Consider the following 15,234-nt stretch of genomic DNA (forward strand, 5'->3'; position numbering starts at 1 on the left):
CTTTCGATTTATTTTATGGAGGCTGAAACACCTAATGAGAAAGTCCTTGGGATGGGGTACGCATTTTCATCAACACCAATACCCTGGGTTGGATCCTGCCCGCTCAGGTTAATCTCCGGGTTCATGCCCGAGTAACCGGTAAATACAAATGCCTGTTGTACCGAAGCATAAACACGAAGAGCTTTGAAGGCGATATTATTTTTAAACGGTATGGTATAACCCAGCGAAATGTTTTTGATGGCGAAATACGAGCCATTTTCGATCCATTGGGAGTTTACTTCACGGCCGATTGCTGTAGTACCTGTTTTAGTGCGCGGATAAATACCCGACCCGGGGTCGTCAACAGAACGCCAGTGATCAAGCGCGGCGGCCAGTGGCACGCGCGAACCATCCATATTGGTTTGATAAGCCCATTTTGCTGCATTCAGGATTTTCCCTCCTACGGAAAATGATGTATGGATATTAAGGTCGAACCTTTTATAGACAAAATTATTGGTAAAACCGCCTGTAAACGTTGGCGTAGGGTCGCCGATAAAGGTGCGGTCGTTCACGTCATCAATCACACCGTCGCCATTAATGTCTTTAACCTTAATAGTTCCTATATCTGATGAACCATTAGGCGAAGTAGTTGTAGCCAGGTATTTTGGAGAGTTGGCGAGATCGGCCGCGTCTTTATACAAACCTTCAAAAACAAAGCCGTAAAACTCACCCAAGTGGTGGCCAACCTGCTGGCGGAAATAATCGGAGGTTACGGTATTATTTCGGCGGATGTAACCTGGCGATACCAGACTCTTGATGATGTTACGATCGAATGAAATATTGAAAGAGCTATTCCACTTCAAATCGTGTTTATTAATATTAACTGTGTTGATGGTAATTTCATGCCCCCAGAATGCCAGCTTACCTACGTTATCATAAACTGTTGTATAACCCGATGAAGTTGGCAATGGCCTGGCTTGTATCAGGTGGTCAGAAATTTTGTGATAATAATCGTAAGTCAAACTGATACGGTTTTTCAGCAAACTCAAATCAAACCCTAAATCAAGCTGTAAACTCCGCTCCCATTGCAAATTAGGATTACCCAAATTACTAAGCGTAGTACCCTGTGTAATGGTATTGTTGTAATTGTAATAGTAATTTGAAGTAGTAGATTGTGCTACATAATTGCTCGAAAAGAAGTTATTACCTGTTACACCATAACTGGCGCGAATTTTAAACAGGTCAACGGCTTTTAAACGTTCCATAAATTTCTCGTCGCTTACTACCCAGCCAGCCGATACAGAAGGAAAATTACCGTACCGGGAATTTGCACCAAAACGCGAAGATCCATCGTTACGGAATGCTCCCTGCAGCAGGTACTTGCCTTTATAATTATAGTTAATACGTCCGATAACCGACAATAATGAATAAGCGGTGTAGGAGCTATTACCGGTTACGCTGGTGGCCGCGGTCAGGTATGGGATATCATCGTTCGGGAACCCCAGGCCGGTTAGCGTATTTGATGTTGATGAATACTTTTGAACAGAATATCCTCCTAATATTTCGAAATGATGATCCTGATGAAAAGTTTTAGTATAGTTCAGATAACCCTCTGCTGTATATGAACCATTATCAACTGAGCTGCTGGTACCGGTTGGGTTATTAGCTGTAGAAGTTACAATACCCGACTGATAATAGTTACGTGTTTCGCCACCCTTATCAACGCCTACATTTACTTTTAACAACAGATCTTTGATAACCTCATAATTGAGGTAAGCATTTCCAAGTATGCGTGTAGTTTTGTAATTATCATTAGTAAGATTAAACTGGGCCAATGGATTAACATAGGCTACCATGCCTGGTGAACTCACATTGCGCTGATAAGATCCATCGGCATTGAAAGGAGAGATCAGCGGGCTGGCTTCGAAGATGCGCTCAAATAAGCCACCCACACCATCTGTTGTTAAACGGTTGTTATGATCCAGGCGGTAGCTTGGCGCCAAATTAACTCCCATTTTTAGTCTGCCATTGGCTACAGACAGATCTTTATTGAAACGTGCAGAAAATAAACGTGTCCCCGTGTTAATTAAAACACCTTGCTGATCCTGGTAACTTACTATAGCAGTGGAAGATGATTTTTCTGTTGCCGACTGTATGGTTACATCGTAATTCTGAATAGGCGCGGTGCGCGTAAGCAGTTTATACCAGTTGGTTCCGGTACCATAGCTTGAAGGGTCGACATCAAGGTAAGCGGCTTTATAGTCTTTGGCGATGGTGTAATTTTTTTCATATAACAAACCATCCTCTGCCCGCTCTCTCATAAACTCAGCAAACTGCTCGGCATTCATCACTTTAGGCACCTTATTGCCTGGGATAGATTGCACACCGTAGTTGGCATTAAATTCTACCGAGGTACCCGTACCGGGTTTAGCGTGACGTGTAGTTATGAGTATCACTCCGTTAGAAGCCCTTGAACCGTACAAAGCCGTAGCAGACGCATCTTTCAGGATACTAAAACTCTCAATCTCATCGGGATTAATATTGTTGATACTACCTGTTATAGGCATCCCATCAATTACAAAAAGAGGCTGGTTATCTGTAAAAAAAGATGCAGCACCACGAATACGGAAATCTATCCCTCTGCCCGGCTGACCACTGCTTTGCACAACCGATACACCAGCTACCTTACCCTCCAATTGTTGCGCAAACTGTATTACCGGCATATCCTGCAATGGCGCGGCACTAAGCTGTGCTATTGAACCTGTAACCTCGCGGGCGCGTTGTTTACCGTAACTTACCGTAACTTCTTTAAGCTGATTATCTGCCGTCAAACGGATATTTAACACCGTGGCCCGGTTGCCGGTAACTTTAACATTGGCAGATTCTACACGGTTGTAGCCTACAAACGTAACGGCTACCGTGTAAGTACCCTCGGGCAGGCTGAGGTTATATTTACCATCAAGATCGGTTATCATACCGTACGAAGTGCCCAGGATACTGACCGACGCGCCAGGCATGGGCTCACCGTTTTCATCTGTGACCCTACCGCTTATCCGCCCGGTAAGTTGCCGGTAAAGTATAATGTTACCGGCCTGTTCTTTAAAACCGATCTCCTGCCCTTTGAATAGGGCCATAAGGATGTTTTTCAGGCTTTCATTTTTAAAATCCGCCGCGTCGACATATTTGCCGGCGAGATTTAAAAATACGTCGTCATAGGCAAATACCACATTGGCCTTTTGCTCTAGTTTTTTGATAACCGAAGAAAGGTCCTCCTTGCCGAAGCTAATATCTACCCGGGTATTTACCCCCTGGGCAGCTAACTCAGTGGCCCGTACCGATACCAGGCCAATGGTTAATGATATGGAAATAAGTAAAAAAGAGATACGCATAAACTGTCTGCATAACTGTGTATGGAAATTCATATTTTTGATTGCTTTGTAATGAGTCAAATAGTTGCTGAGCATGGCAGGCGGGGTCGGCAAACCTTCACCTGCTGAAAACTAAAGCCGGCTCCTGCTGAAACAGGGACCGGTTTCTTTATTAATTAGGGCTAATAAATAATTACGTTAGTGCCCTCCTTTCTGAAATGTGCATTGTGTATAGCGCTGATGAGTTTTAGCGTTTCTGAGGCAGGCATATCGCGTTTAATACGTAAACTGAACAGATAATCATGCACCCGTTGATTACCTGCTTTTAAAGTAAGACCGTACAAGTTTTTAAAAACAAGTGATAGCTCTTCAAATTTTACGCGGTTCAAATAGGTATCGCCGTCTTTCCAGCTTTGGCTCTGACTGGCGTCTACTACCTTCTGCTCAAAAGTTCCCTTATTGGCCACATAAGTAAGCTCGTGCCCAGGCGTGAGGAATGACAGCAGCTTTGCTCCCTTGCTCACTCCAACCTTACCAGTAGCTACAGTGACCCTTACATGGGGCAGACTATGATAGGCATTGATATTGAATGAGGTTCCTAAGACCTGTACTTGTAAAGGAGCGGTAATAACCCTGAATGATTTATGTCTATTGTGTTTTATCTCAAAAAAGGCCTCACCTTCATCTAAATAAACCTGACGTATATTTTTATCAAAATTGGAAGGGATACGAATCCTGCTTTGCGCGTTCAGCCAAATAACCGAACTATCGGACAGGGTTAGTTTCCGGATCTCGCCGTTAAGTGTTCTTAAAGTAGTAAAGATTTCCTTGGGTGGGGCTATAGGCCTGCGCAGAAAGTAAATCAGGGCAGACAAAGAGCATAATAACAAAACGCTCGCGGCAATTCGATAGTTGAACCATAATGATGGCACAGGTTTGTGAATAGATACGCTGATGTTAGCTTGTATAACATTTCTGGCACGCTCAAGTTCTTCTTTAGGCAGGGATTTCTTTTCACTTTCGGTCTTGTACGATTCATACCAAGCTTCAATGATGGCCTTTTCGGTTTCATTAGTTGTATCTTTCTGATACCGGCGCAATTGTTTTATAAATTTACGTAGCTCCATGTTGGGGTTTTCAACAGTAAGTCGTTAAAAAGCCATACAGGTACTTATAATTTACATCAACATTTTGTTAACTAATTGTAAAGCACAAATAATACCAGAGCTATATAAGCAGCACTTTGTTCGGGGTGTTTTTCGGAAACAACTATGCGCAGTCTCCGCAGTACTTCGGAGATATAATTTTTTACCGTTTGCTCGGCCAAACCCAGTTTGCTGGCAATGGCTTTTACGGATTGATGTTCGCTGCGCAATTGATAAACCCTTTGCAGCATTTCGGGCATATGTTTAACCGCTTGTTCAAGTGTTTGCTCCAACTCCAGGTATCCGGCATGGTCATGAATAGAGTTCTCCAGCAGTTCCACCCTTTGCAAGGCATCCTCCAGGCGCACATGCGTAACTTTTTGCGATCTGAAATGACTGATCACGCTAAAGCGTACGGCGCTTAATAAATATTGCTCCAGGGTGGTTTGAATAGATAAACTGCGCCTGCGTTGCCAGAGCTTGATAAAAATCTCCTGCACAAGGTCTTGTGCCTGCGCCTCGTCATCAAGCCGTGACAGGGCTGCCCGATATAACCGCTCCCAATAACGCTCAAACATCTGGTCAAAAGCCGAATGATCGTCTTCCCGGATACGTGAGAGTAAAATAGCGTCAGCAGTTTCCATTACTTAGTGGCGCAAACCTACACTACTAATGTTAACTGAACTTTAAGGAAATAATTACCTCATGAAATTACAATGATCTAAATTGTATAAAAAATTAAATGGCCGAATTTATGACAAGTGATTGAAAGTCAAAATGCGCCAGGACAAACCGGACGCAAAACAAATTATTAAGGATTACCAGGAGCACATGAAACCGGTAGCCTCTAAGTTGAATTTTAAAACTGATACTCGGCCATTTTATTAAATAAGCATACATCGATCAACACGGATCAAACTCGCTATGACCATGTTTCAATGCCAGGTACGATGATTATAAAGCGGTAAATCTGGGTAATACTAAGGACAGCTGGGACTGGCTAATTGCCCATGGGGCAACCATCATCCAAACAGACAGGCCAAAAGAGTTATTGAATTATTTACGTAAAAAATCATTACATCGTTAACTTCTCTATAAAAGAGTTCGAAATTGCGGGCAGAAGCTCACTTAAGGAGACAACACCTATGTGTTGTCTCTTTTTTTAATATTGATAAAACCCTGATAAACAAATATTTACAACAATAATTTTTGCAGTTCTATTTCTCGTTAAGGTTTACCATCTTTGCACCTAATTCAATAAGCTCATACTGTGATAAATGTAAATAACATTTCCGTTTCATTTGGCGGAACCACGCTCTTTAGTGATGTAACCTTCTCTATAAACGAGAACGATAAAATAGCCCTGATGGGCAAGAATGGTGCGGGTAAATCTACCATCCTCAAAATAATTGCCGATGTAACCAAACCTACTACCGGTAGCGTAACCGGTCCTAAGGACGCGGTAATTGCCTATTTGCCACAGCATTTGCTCACTCAGGATAAGGTTACCGTGTTTGAAGAAACGATGAAAGCATTTGAAGAGGCGAACCAAATGCAAAAGGAGCTCGATGAGCTAAATGAACAGCTTAACATCCGTACCGATTACGAAACTGATGATTACATGAAGCTGATTGAGCGGGTATCAGAACTGAGTGAGAAAGTTTATACCGTAGAAGTCACCAATTATGATGCTGAAGTAGAAAAAGTGCTAAAAGGGCTAGGTTTTGATCGTAAAGACTTTAGCCGGCAAACTTCTGAATTTTCGGGTGGCTGGCGGATGCGTATTGAGCTGGCCAAAATTTTGTTAAAAAAGCCAGATCTTATTTTACTTGATGAACCTACCAATCACATGGATATCGAGAGCATACAATGGTTAGAAGACTTTCTGATCAACTCGGCAAAGGCAGTGATGGTGATCTCGCACGACCGTGCTTTTGTAGATAACATCACCAACCGTACCATCGAAGTTACCATGGGCAGGATATATGATTATAAAGCCAAATACACTCATTATCTTCAGTTGCGTGCCGACCGCCGCGTGCATCAATTGAAAGCCTATGAGGAGCAGCAGCGTTTCATAGCAGATAATCAGGAGTTTATAGATCGCTTTAGAGGAACTTATTCAAAAACTTTGCAGGTACAATCGCGTGTAAAGATGCTTGAGAAACTTGAAATTATCGAGATAGATGAAGTAGATACTTCGGCATTACGGTTGAAATTCCCACCTTCACCACGCTCAGGGCAATACCCGGTAATGGTAGAAGACCTGACCAAAACATACGGCGACCATGTCGTGTTCAAAAACGCGTCTATGGTGATTGAACGGGGAGAAAAGGTAGCTTTTGTGGGCAAAAATGGTGAAGGTAAGTCAACCATGATCAAAGCTATTATGAACGAGATCGATTTTGAAGGGAGCTTGAAAGTAGGTTACAATTGCAAGATCGGGTATTTTGCCCAGAACCAGGCCGCATTACTGGATGGAAATTTAACCGTATTTGAAACCATCGACCAGATTCCGTTAAGCGATGGCACGGTAAAGATCAAGGATCTTTTAGGTGCGTTTATGTTCAGCGGTGATGATACCACCAAAAAAGTAAAGGTACTTTCCGGAGGAGAGAAAACACGTTTAGCCATGATCAAGTTATTGTTGGAACCCGTGAATTTATTAATACTGGATGAGCCCACCAACCATTTAGACATGAAGACCAAAGACATTATTAAAGATGCGCTTAGGGATTTTGATGGCACTTTGATCCTGGTATCTCACGATAGGGATTTCCTGAATGGACTGGTGAAAAAAGTATTTGAGTTTGGTAATAAACGTGTACGCGAGCACTTTGAGGATATCAAAGGATTTTTAGCCTACAAAAAGATGGATAGCTTAAAAGAGATCGAACAAAGTTAAATGATCTATTAATCCGATCTTCAAGTTATTGCAGCCAATTTCCTTAAGCTCTCCATAAAAAATTAGTAAACTGTGATCAGCAGGGCAGTTAAGGAGACAACATATTTGTTGTCTCCTTTTTTACGTCAATAAAATCTACTTCTTTTTCGATCAGGATACATGAATTATCCTTATTATGAATAAATAAGCTATGAACATAATTCAACACCTCTATTTGATACTTGTTTTAAACGTGTTGCGGAGCACTCTTTCCTTAAAGTACTTTATAAGCCTGCCCGGTTTGTGCGCCCAAAACGCTTTTAACATAGGCCTGTGCAACCCGGCGCATAGTTACCGGTATATGTCCCGAAAAGTATGGAAAATATTGGGGTGATTCCTCTACCACATCCGGGCCTATCGCATTGATACGTACGTTATTTTCCAACTCAATAGCGGCTGCTTTAACAAATGAATCCAAGGCACCGTTAATAGCACTTACCGCCGCTCCAAATGTGACCGGATCTTCACTTAAGCTGCCGGAAGTTAGCGTAAATGAACCTTTTGGATTGATATAGTGCTGACCTATTAAGACCAGGTTGATCTGCCCCATCAGTTTGCTGTTAAGTCCGATCCTGAATTCTGAATCGGCCATATCTTTAAGCGGACCGAAATGCGCGTCGCCTGTCGTGCTGATCAACGCGTCAAATCGGCCAACTTTTTCGAACAAATTTCTGATAGATCTGGTGTCGCTTATATCTACCTGATGGTCTCCACTTTTCAACCCTACCTTTATGATCTCGTTGCCGGTTTCCAACGCTTTTACTACATGTTTTCCAATAGTGCCAGTGGCACCGATGATGATAATTTTCATAGTTTATTTCCTTTTATTTGACGAAGCTAGCCTAATACTATACTTTTGTCAAGTAGTTACCTTTTTGTCAAGTAATGACAAAAAGGTATTAAATAAGCTATTGCTGAAGTATGGAAGAAAATAAAATTCAAAAATATCACAGTGCAGAGGAATGTCCTATTACAGCAACCATTGATGTGATTGGTGGCAAGTGGAAACCGCCTATCATCTGGCTGCTCCTCAAAGGCTCTATGCGCTTCGGTGAATTGCACAAAACCATTCCAACCATGGCATTGAAAGTCTTGTCGCGGACTTTGAAAGAGCTGGAGGCAGACGGCATTATCGACCGCAAGGCCTATCCGGAAATTCCCCCACGTGTAGAATACTCGCTAAGTCAAAAAGGCAAATCCCTGCGCCAAATCATGACACTGATGTCTGAATGGAGCCTTGAGCATATTATGACTGTCGCCGATGTCAGTGAAAAAAATTAAATAAGTCATCTAAACTACTGTAACATTTCAGTTACAATAAGAATGAAACAACTTCGTTATAGATGAAATCTTGCAAATGAATTTATTAAAGTCTTATCTATTATTTACGTTGGGCATATGCATGGTAACCTTCGTCTCCTGCAAAAAAACTGAAGCCCAATCTCCCTCCTCTGATTCAATAATACCAACAGCGTCTTCACTTGTCAAGGTTGCATTAGTTCCGGCTAAAGGAGCATTACTGGGACATTTTTATGGCACTGGTACAATAAATGAAACAGATACCAGGATCGGGAAGCATCCTCAAATTCATCTTTCTTATTATGGATGGACAGATCATTGGGCCAAAGATGAAGCCACCACACAGGACTTTACCGACGGACGCATACCTCTGGTTAATTGGGAGCCATTTGATATTAAGTTTACAGATATTGTGAATGGTAAATATGACAGTCAGATAAGTCTGCAGGCCGATGAAGCTAAAAGACTTGGCAAACATTTTTTCCTTGACTTTGCTGCCGAAATGAATGAGGAAGAAGGTTGGGGTGGCCACAATCCAGATCTTTATATTAAAGCCTACCGACACATTCATGACATCTTCGTCCGCCGCGGCGCTACAAATGTGGTTTGGGTATGGTGCCCGAATAATGTAGATTCACCTGATGCACCAACTGCTATGCAATACTATCCGGGTGATACTTATGTTGATTGGGTAGGAGCCGATGGTTATAATTGGGGAACTTCAGATTCAGATCATGAATGGGAAACCTTCTATAACGTTTTTAAAGATATCTATGCAAAAATCACGGCGACCGGCAAACCCGTAATAATTGGCGAAATGGCCTCAGACGAAGTCGGCGGAGACAAAGCTAAGTGGATATCAGAAGTCATCCCAACTTTAAAAAATCAATTTCCGGCAATTAAAGCCGTAGTCTGGTTTGATGTAGACAAAGAGCGGCATTGGCAAATCAACAGTAAGCAAAAATCATTGGATGCTTACCGAAATATGGCAAAAGATCCCTACTTCAACATACCTTAATGTGGCAGGTTCTTAATCAGGTTTAATGATTTCTGCCTGGTTTTAGCATTAAACATTATAAAATCCAGCAGTTGGGCTGTCAATCTACAGCGATTGTGTTTAAAGGCAATCGCTGTAGATATCCAAATTCAATACCGATTACCACCCATAGTTCTGCACCAATGCCGGATCAATATTAATCTCTGTTTGTGGTATAGGCATTAGGTAATGACGGTCTGCAAAAACCCTTGTTTGGTCAACAACGGTTTTGTAAAATACTGCTACGCCTGCGGCTTCACTATTGGAATCAAAACCGCTAGAACTTAGTTCTGCGGGGGTCGGTCTGGCGTTTAAACCATGCATATTGCCGTTATCAACTGTTTTGGCGATCAGCCAGCGACGCACATCCCAAAATCGTTGGTTCTCAAAAGCAAATTCCACTCGTTTCTCGTTTTGTATCCTTTTCCGCATACCCTCTTTGGTATTATCAGAGGCGATGATGGGTAGACCTGGCATAGAAACGCGGCTCCTCACACTATTTATAGCACTATAAACCTCGCTGGTTGGCGCCGGTTGATACTCATTCATCGCTTCAGCATAAATCAAATACATTTCGGCCAGGCGTATCAGCGGAAAATTACGGTTGGCGCTACCGCCCCCTTTTAAATTAACCGACGGATCTGCCCACTTCCTCCAGTTATAACCAGTTTCACAATTCGTTCCTGGTTTTGGCCATCCGTCGCATCCGCCACCATTATTTCCAAACCACGCAAATTTTAGCGGTCTCGCGTTATTGGTATAATTCCAAACGTCATATTGAAAGAATATAGTAGCATAAAATCGGGGATCCCTGTTTTTATACATGTTCGAAATATTTGAAACAGCTGTGTTTTGCACGCCATCCCACAACTCACCATTCCAAAAACCGGTAGTTTGATAACCAGACTGAGGATCTGTTATAGGCCGTCCATTGTTCATTTCATAAGCATCAACAAGTTCCTGAAAAACACTCATTTTACCATTCCCGTTAACGGCGTTCGCATCCCTTCCATTGGGCATATAAGTACCTTCAAAATCCCGGTTACCTCCTATGATCAGCGGCAGTATGATTTCATTATAGTTTCTGCTAAAAAACAACTGTGCGTAATTATCAACGGGATTGGCCGGGTTGGGATTAGACAGGGAATAGGCATTCAGATCCAGGACAGCTTTTGCGGCATTTGCTGCCAACAACCATTTATTGTTATCGTAGGTTTGCGAAAATAACTGGGTACCGTCGGCATTTTTAATATTGGCATACATTGAATTACCATTAAATAAAGGACTCGCAGCGTAAAGTAAAGTACGCGCTTTTAGCGCCAATGCCGCTCCCTTGGTAATCCGTCCATAATCACTTGAACCATTCGCATAAGATATGGGGAGAATTGCCGCTATCGCATCGCACTCCGACGTGATAAATTTCACTACCTCGTCCACAGAATTCCGTGTCGTTGTAGTAGCGGCCGGGTCGGTTGGAGTCAACACTTTATTGACCAAAGGCACAGCGCCATACCTTCTGAATAGCTCAAAGTATTGATTGGCCCGTAAGAACCTGGCCTCCGCCTTGTAAAGAGGTATCCGGGGTTTATAGTAGTCGCGGCGCGAATCCGGGATGGGTGTTTGATCAATGCTGGCCAGAAAAATATTTGCAGAGCGAATATACTGGTAAGCGCCGCTCCAGATATCAAGCGAGTTATTGGTCGCGTTCCATGCACCGGAATTAAAAGGCAGTTCGGCCACATTTTCCCAGTGATTTTTACATTCATCGGTACAGGCGCCCAACACAGTACCGCCGCCGTGAATGAACTGCACATCGCCACTGTTTAACGATGCATATAAATGCGCCCAGGCACTTTCTGCATTTTGAATATTATTAAAAACAGCATCTTGGGTAACCAGCTCTGTAGGTACTACATTAAGATACTTTTTACAGGAAGCCAGGCCAATGCAGGCTATGACGATCAGGTATATGAATTTCTTGTTTTTCATGTCAAATACTTTAAAATGTAAATTTCAGGCCGGCGTTGATCACCTTTTGCTGCGGATAGGTACCGGTACCATTATTACTAATTTCAGGGTCAAAATTGAAGTCTTTGAGCTTACTCCATGTCAGGAGGTTGATGCCGTTCACAAAAACACGCGCATTATCTATCCCTATACGCTTCATCAAATTTGCAGGCAAGGTATAACCCAGCTCAACCGTTTTTAAACGGAGATAATCGGACGAATAGATCCAGAAAGTGGAAGCTTGCTGATTGTTCACATTATCGGCCGAAGAAATTCTCGGGAACATATAATTGCCATCCGGGTTTGATACTACCCAGTGGTTATTTACAACCTGCTCAAGGGCGCTGGCAAATCTGGAGAATGGATATATACCAGATCCAGACAGCAGGGTTGAGCCTCCAAGCCCTCCCTGAAACAATACGCTAACATCAAAATTGGCATAATGATAACCTAATGCCACACCAAATTGGGATGTGGGATTTGCTACTTTACCAGGCAGATAGCCCGCATCAAGACTGTTAATGATACCGTCGCCGTTAAGGTCTTTGTATTTGATATCACCGGGCTTGGTAACACCAAGACTGGATTGGGACGGGCTTTTATCTATATCGTCCTGGCTTTTAAATAACCCGATAGCGGTATATCCGTAAATTTCATTAATACTTGTGCCTTTCAGAGCCTGCCATTCACGCCCAGGATAATCAGGCTGCGCATAGAACAGAATCTTATTGCGAGCATAAGCATAATTAATCGTTATACTGTACCCTTGTTTCTTACCGAATTCGTTTCGGTGGGTAAGCGAAATTTCATAACCCCTATTGTCAGTTATTCCTGCGTTGACAGCCGGAATTTGCGGTAAGCCGATGAATCCCGGTATCAGCTGTGAAGTTGCCAATATATCATTGCGGCGTTCTTTAAATACATCTGCCGAAACAGTCAGCATTCCTTTCCACAAACTCAAATCAAGTCCAAGGTTTATTTTCTTAGCTTTTTCCCAGGTCAGTAGTGTGTTCCCGGCCTGCCCCTCCAGATAGCCGTTATAGGTATTTCCATTACTATTGAAGCCAAAAGTATAACCATTGCCCTGTACCCAGGTGCTTAAATAAAGAAATCTGCTTGATCCGATCTTGTCATTACCAACAAGTCCATAGGAGCCCCGTAATTTCAGTTGATCAACAAAGCCGAAGGATGAGTTATCTTTTATAAAATGTTCATTGGATACTATCCACCCCGCAGAAAAAGCAGGAAAGAACCCAAACCGATGACCCTGAGCAAAGTTTTCGGAGCCGTTATAACCAAAGTTAAATTCCGCCAGATAGCGATCGTCATAGGCATAGGCAGCTCGCCCTAAAAGACCCTGGTATTTATAGGGCAAACCATTAATGGCATTAGCTACTCCACCGCCTACAGCGTCGAAAAAGCTCGACTGATTATAGATGGCCATGGCTTTGACCGAATGTTTGCCAAAATCCCGATCATAATTAAGATAAGCTTCCAATACAGTGCGACGCGAACCATTGGCATTTACCTGGTAGTCCAGGGTTCCCTTGCCGTTATTGACTATTACATAATGCCCGTTTGTTGCTAAATCTGTCTCTGTATCTGCAACTCCGGGATTTAGCAAATATTGATAGGTGATATTAGATAACGGCCTGTTAACGTTCCGGAAATTATCGTTATCAAAAGAAAGCCGTACCCGTGTACTCAAACCTTTGGTTAACCAGCCTAAATCCCATTTAAAACCAGCTGTAGATTGCAGTTCGGTTTCAAAGTTTCTTTGATAACCAGACTGGGTCAAGTCCACGTAAGGAGATTGGTTAGTATTTGGAGCAGCCCCGGGTGAGCCGTCGGGATTGGTTATCGGATAGTACCAGGCCGGCGTCTGCTTGATATCATTAAATATCTGCGATGCACTTACCCCAGGGTAGTTTCTGTCATAAACAATGGCTCCCAGGTTAAGCTCAAGGGTTAGATTTTTGGTAAGGTTTAGGTCGATATTCGAACGAAAGTTGTATTTGTGGGTTATCGCTTGTATATCATACTTGCTTACTGCTTCTTCGTAATTATACAAGCCATTTTGCTGAAGGTAAGATAAGGAGATAAAATACCTTGCCTTTTCAGTGCCTCCCGAGACATTCAGATTTCCCTGTCTTAAGTAAGAAAAGGGCTTCAGCATCGTTTTTGTCCAGTTAACATTGGGATACAGATATTGATATGCCGGATAGGTACCATCCCTATATTTATTCAACCGTACGTCGGAATAAGTACTCGTGTCTGCGAAAAGACCGTCATTGATCAAGCCTTCTTTATAAAGCTTTCGCCCGGTATAAGAATCAACATATTGAGGTAGGGAGGTTGGTGATTGCCAGCCATTTTGCGCGGTTGCAGTTATGCGTGATGTACCTATTTTACCCCTTTTTGTAGTAACCAGGATCACCCCGTTGGCGCCTTGGATACCATATATAGCAGTTGATGCGGCGTCTTTTAAAATACTTACATTTTCCACCTCGTTAGGATCCAGCCCGCTGAAATCTCTTTGAATACCGTCTACCAGGATCAGCGGTGCTGAATTATTGGTGGTGCCAAAGCCCCTTATATTCAAATTCGACCCATCTGCTCCGGGCTCGCCGCTATTTTGAACCGCTAATAATCCAGGTAAACGGCCAGCCAGTGCATTACTTAAGTTAGCAACCGGACTTTGCTGAAGTTCTTTGGTGCCTATGGCTGCTATCGCGCCTGTAACGCGTTCTTTTCGCTGTGTTCCATACCCTACAACAACAATTTCCTGTAGCCCCGTTCCGGGACTAAGCGCAATAACCCCAAGATCTTTTGTAACCTGAACCTCCCTGGTTGCATACCCTATAAAGGATATGACCAGGGTGCTATTACCTGGAATGTTCTTGAAGGCAAATTCCCCTAGATCATTTGTGGTCATGCCCTGTTCGGATCCCTTGATCTTCACAGATGCACCTGGCAGGGGCTTGCCTGTTTCATCCACTACAGTTCCCTTAACATCTATATTGGCCGCTACGGGTCGTTTTTCACTGAGGTCCTGCCCTCCTCTGGCGTTATCGTTACTTTTAATAACCACCGTCTTTTCAGCAAAGTTATAGGATAGCGCCAGTCCTTTTAAACATAGATCAAGCACATCCCTGATATCGGCATCTTTAACGTGAATGGATACCGGTGGACAGCTTTGCAACAACTTGTTCTTATAAAAGAAAGTGTAGCCGCTTTGCTTATTGATTTCCTTCAATATTTTCTCGAGTGATACCCCACTTTCTGACAAGGTGATCTTTTGGGCGAATACGTCTGCTTTAACCTGAAAAGTAAAAGCAATCGTTAACAAAATAATTAGCTTCATCAGTAAAAATGTTCTTCGACATAAAAACAGAAACTCGCAGTTTTTTAAACTACGTAGATAAATTTTCATAGCTTCGTTAGGTTTTTGGTTGG

The 15,234-nt window shown here is 42.7% G+C and carries 10 protein-coding genes; 4 read left to right on the forward strand and 6 right to left on the reverse strand.

Features of this window, described 5'->3' with window-relative positions; genetic code table 11:
* Positions 1–8: 8 nt before the first annotated feature.
* The 3 genes from ACTJKG_RS15160 to ACTJKG_RS15170 all read right to left on the reverse strand — a co-directional run bounded on the left by ACTJKG_RS15160 (position 9) and on the right by ACTJKG_RS15170 (position 5,136).
* Positions 9–3,401, reverse strand: coding sequence for a SusC/RagA family TonB-linked outer membrane protein (locus ACTJKG_RS15160; protein ID WP_440739703.1), 3,393 nt, complete (start codon positions 3,399–3,401; stop codon positions 9–11).
* Between the two features lie 128 nt (positions 3,402–3,529).
* On the reverse strand, positions 3,530–4,474 hold the full coding sequence (locus ACTJKG_RS15165; protein ID WP_440739704.1) for a FecR family protein: 945 nt from the start codon (positions 4,472–4,474) through the stop codon (positions 3,530–3,532).
* A gap of 71 nt (positions 4,475–4,545) precedes the next feature.
* Positions 4,546–5,136 (reverse strand): RNA polymerase sigma factor, encoded by a 591-nt coding sequence (locus ACTJKG_RS15170; protein ID WP_172337356.1) that lies wholly within the window; start codon positions 5,134–5,136, stop codon positions 4,546–4,548.
* 326 nt (positions 5,137–5,462) lie between these two features.
* Here ACTJKG_RS15170 and ACTJKG_RS15175 point away from each other — a divergent pair, with 326 nt between their 5' ends.
* Together ACTJKG_RS15175 and ACTJKG_RS15180 are read left to right on the forward strand one after the other, a co-directional pair.
* Positions 5,463–5,579: a hypothetical protein gene (locus tag ACTJKG_RS15175; RefSeq protein ID WP_172337438.1), complete on the forward strand. Its 117-nt coding sequence runs from the start codon at positions 5,463–5,465 to the stop codon at positions 5,577–5,579.
* A 183-nt stretch (positions 5,580–5,762) separates the two neighbouring features.
* On the forward strand, positions 5,763–7,397 hold the full coding sequence (locus tag ACTJKG_RS15180) for an ABC-F family ATP-binding cassette domain-containing protein (RefSeq protein ID WP_172337357.1): 1,635 nt from the start codon (positions 5,763–5,765) through the stop codon (positions 7,395–7,397).
* 253 nt (positions 7,398–7,650) lie between these two features.
* Here ACTJKG_RS15180 and ACTJKG_RS15185 read toward each other — a convergent pair whose 3' ends face one another.
* Entirely contained in the window at positions 7,651–8,247 is a 597-nt protein-coding gene (locus ACTJKG_RS15185; protein WP_172337358.1) for a short chain dehydrogenase, read from the reverse strand.
* Between the two features lie 110 nt (positions 8,248–8,357).
* Here ACTJKG_RS15185 and ACTJKG_RS15190 point away from each other — a divergent pair, with 110 nt between their 5' ends.
* Both ACTJKG_RS15190 and ACTJKG_RS15195 read left to right on the forward strand, forming a co-directional pair.
* Positions 8,358–8,717, forward strand: coding sequence for a winged helix-turn-helix transcriptional regulator (locus ACTJKG_RS15190; RefSeq protein ID WP_172337359.1), 360 nt, complete (start codon positions 8,358–8,360; stop codon positions 8,715–8,717).
* A gap of 76 nt (positions 8,718–8,793) precedes the next feature.
* Positions 8,794–9,753 (forward strand): glycoside hydrolase family 26 protein, encoded by a 960-nt coding sequence (locus tag ACTJKG_RS15195; protein WP_216650670.1) that lies wholly within the window; start codon positions 8,794–8,796, stop codon positions 9,751–9,753.
* Positions 9,754–9,891: 138 nt separating this feature from the next.
* Here the strand turns inward: ACTJKG_RS15195 and ACTJKG_RS15200 are convergent, their stop codons facing one another.
* Both ACTJKG_RS15200 and ACTJKG_RS15205 read right to left on the reverse strand, forming a co-directional pair.
* Entirely contained in the window at positions 9,892–11,760 is a 1,869-nt protein-coding gene (locus ACTJKG_RS15200) for a RagB/SusD family nutrient uptake outer membrane protein (protein WP_440739705.1), read from the reverse strand.
* Positions 11,761–11,770: 10 nt separating this feature from the next.
* Positions 11,771–15,142, reverse strand: coding sequence for a TonB-dependent receptor (locus tag ACTJKG_RS15205; protein ID WP_440739706.1), 3,372 nt, complete (start codon positions 15,140–15,142; stop codon positions 11,771–11,773).
* Positions 15,143–15,234 lie beyond the last annotated feature (92 nt).

The sequence above is a fragment of the Mucilaginibacter sp. 22184 genome (assembly GCF_052045695.1).
Lineage (GTDB): Bacteria > Bacteroidota > Bacteroidia > Sphingobacteriales > Sphingobacteriaceae > Mucilaginibacter.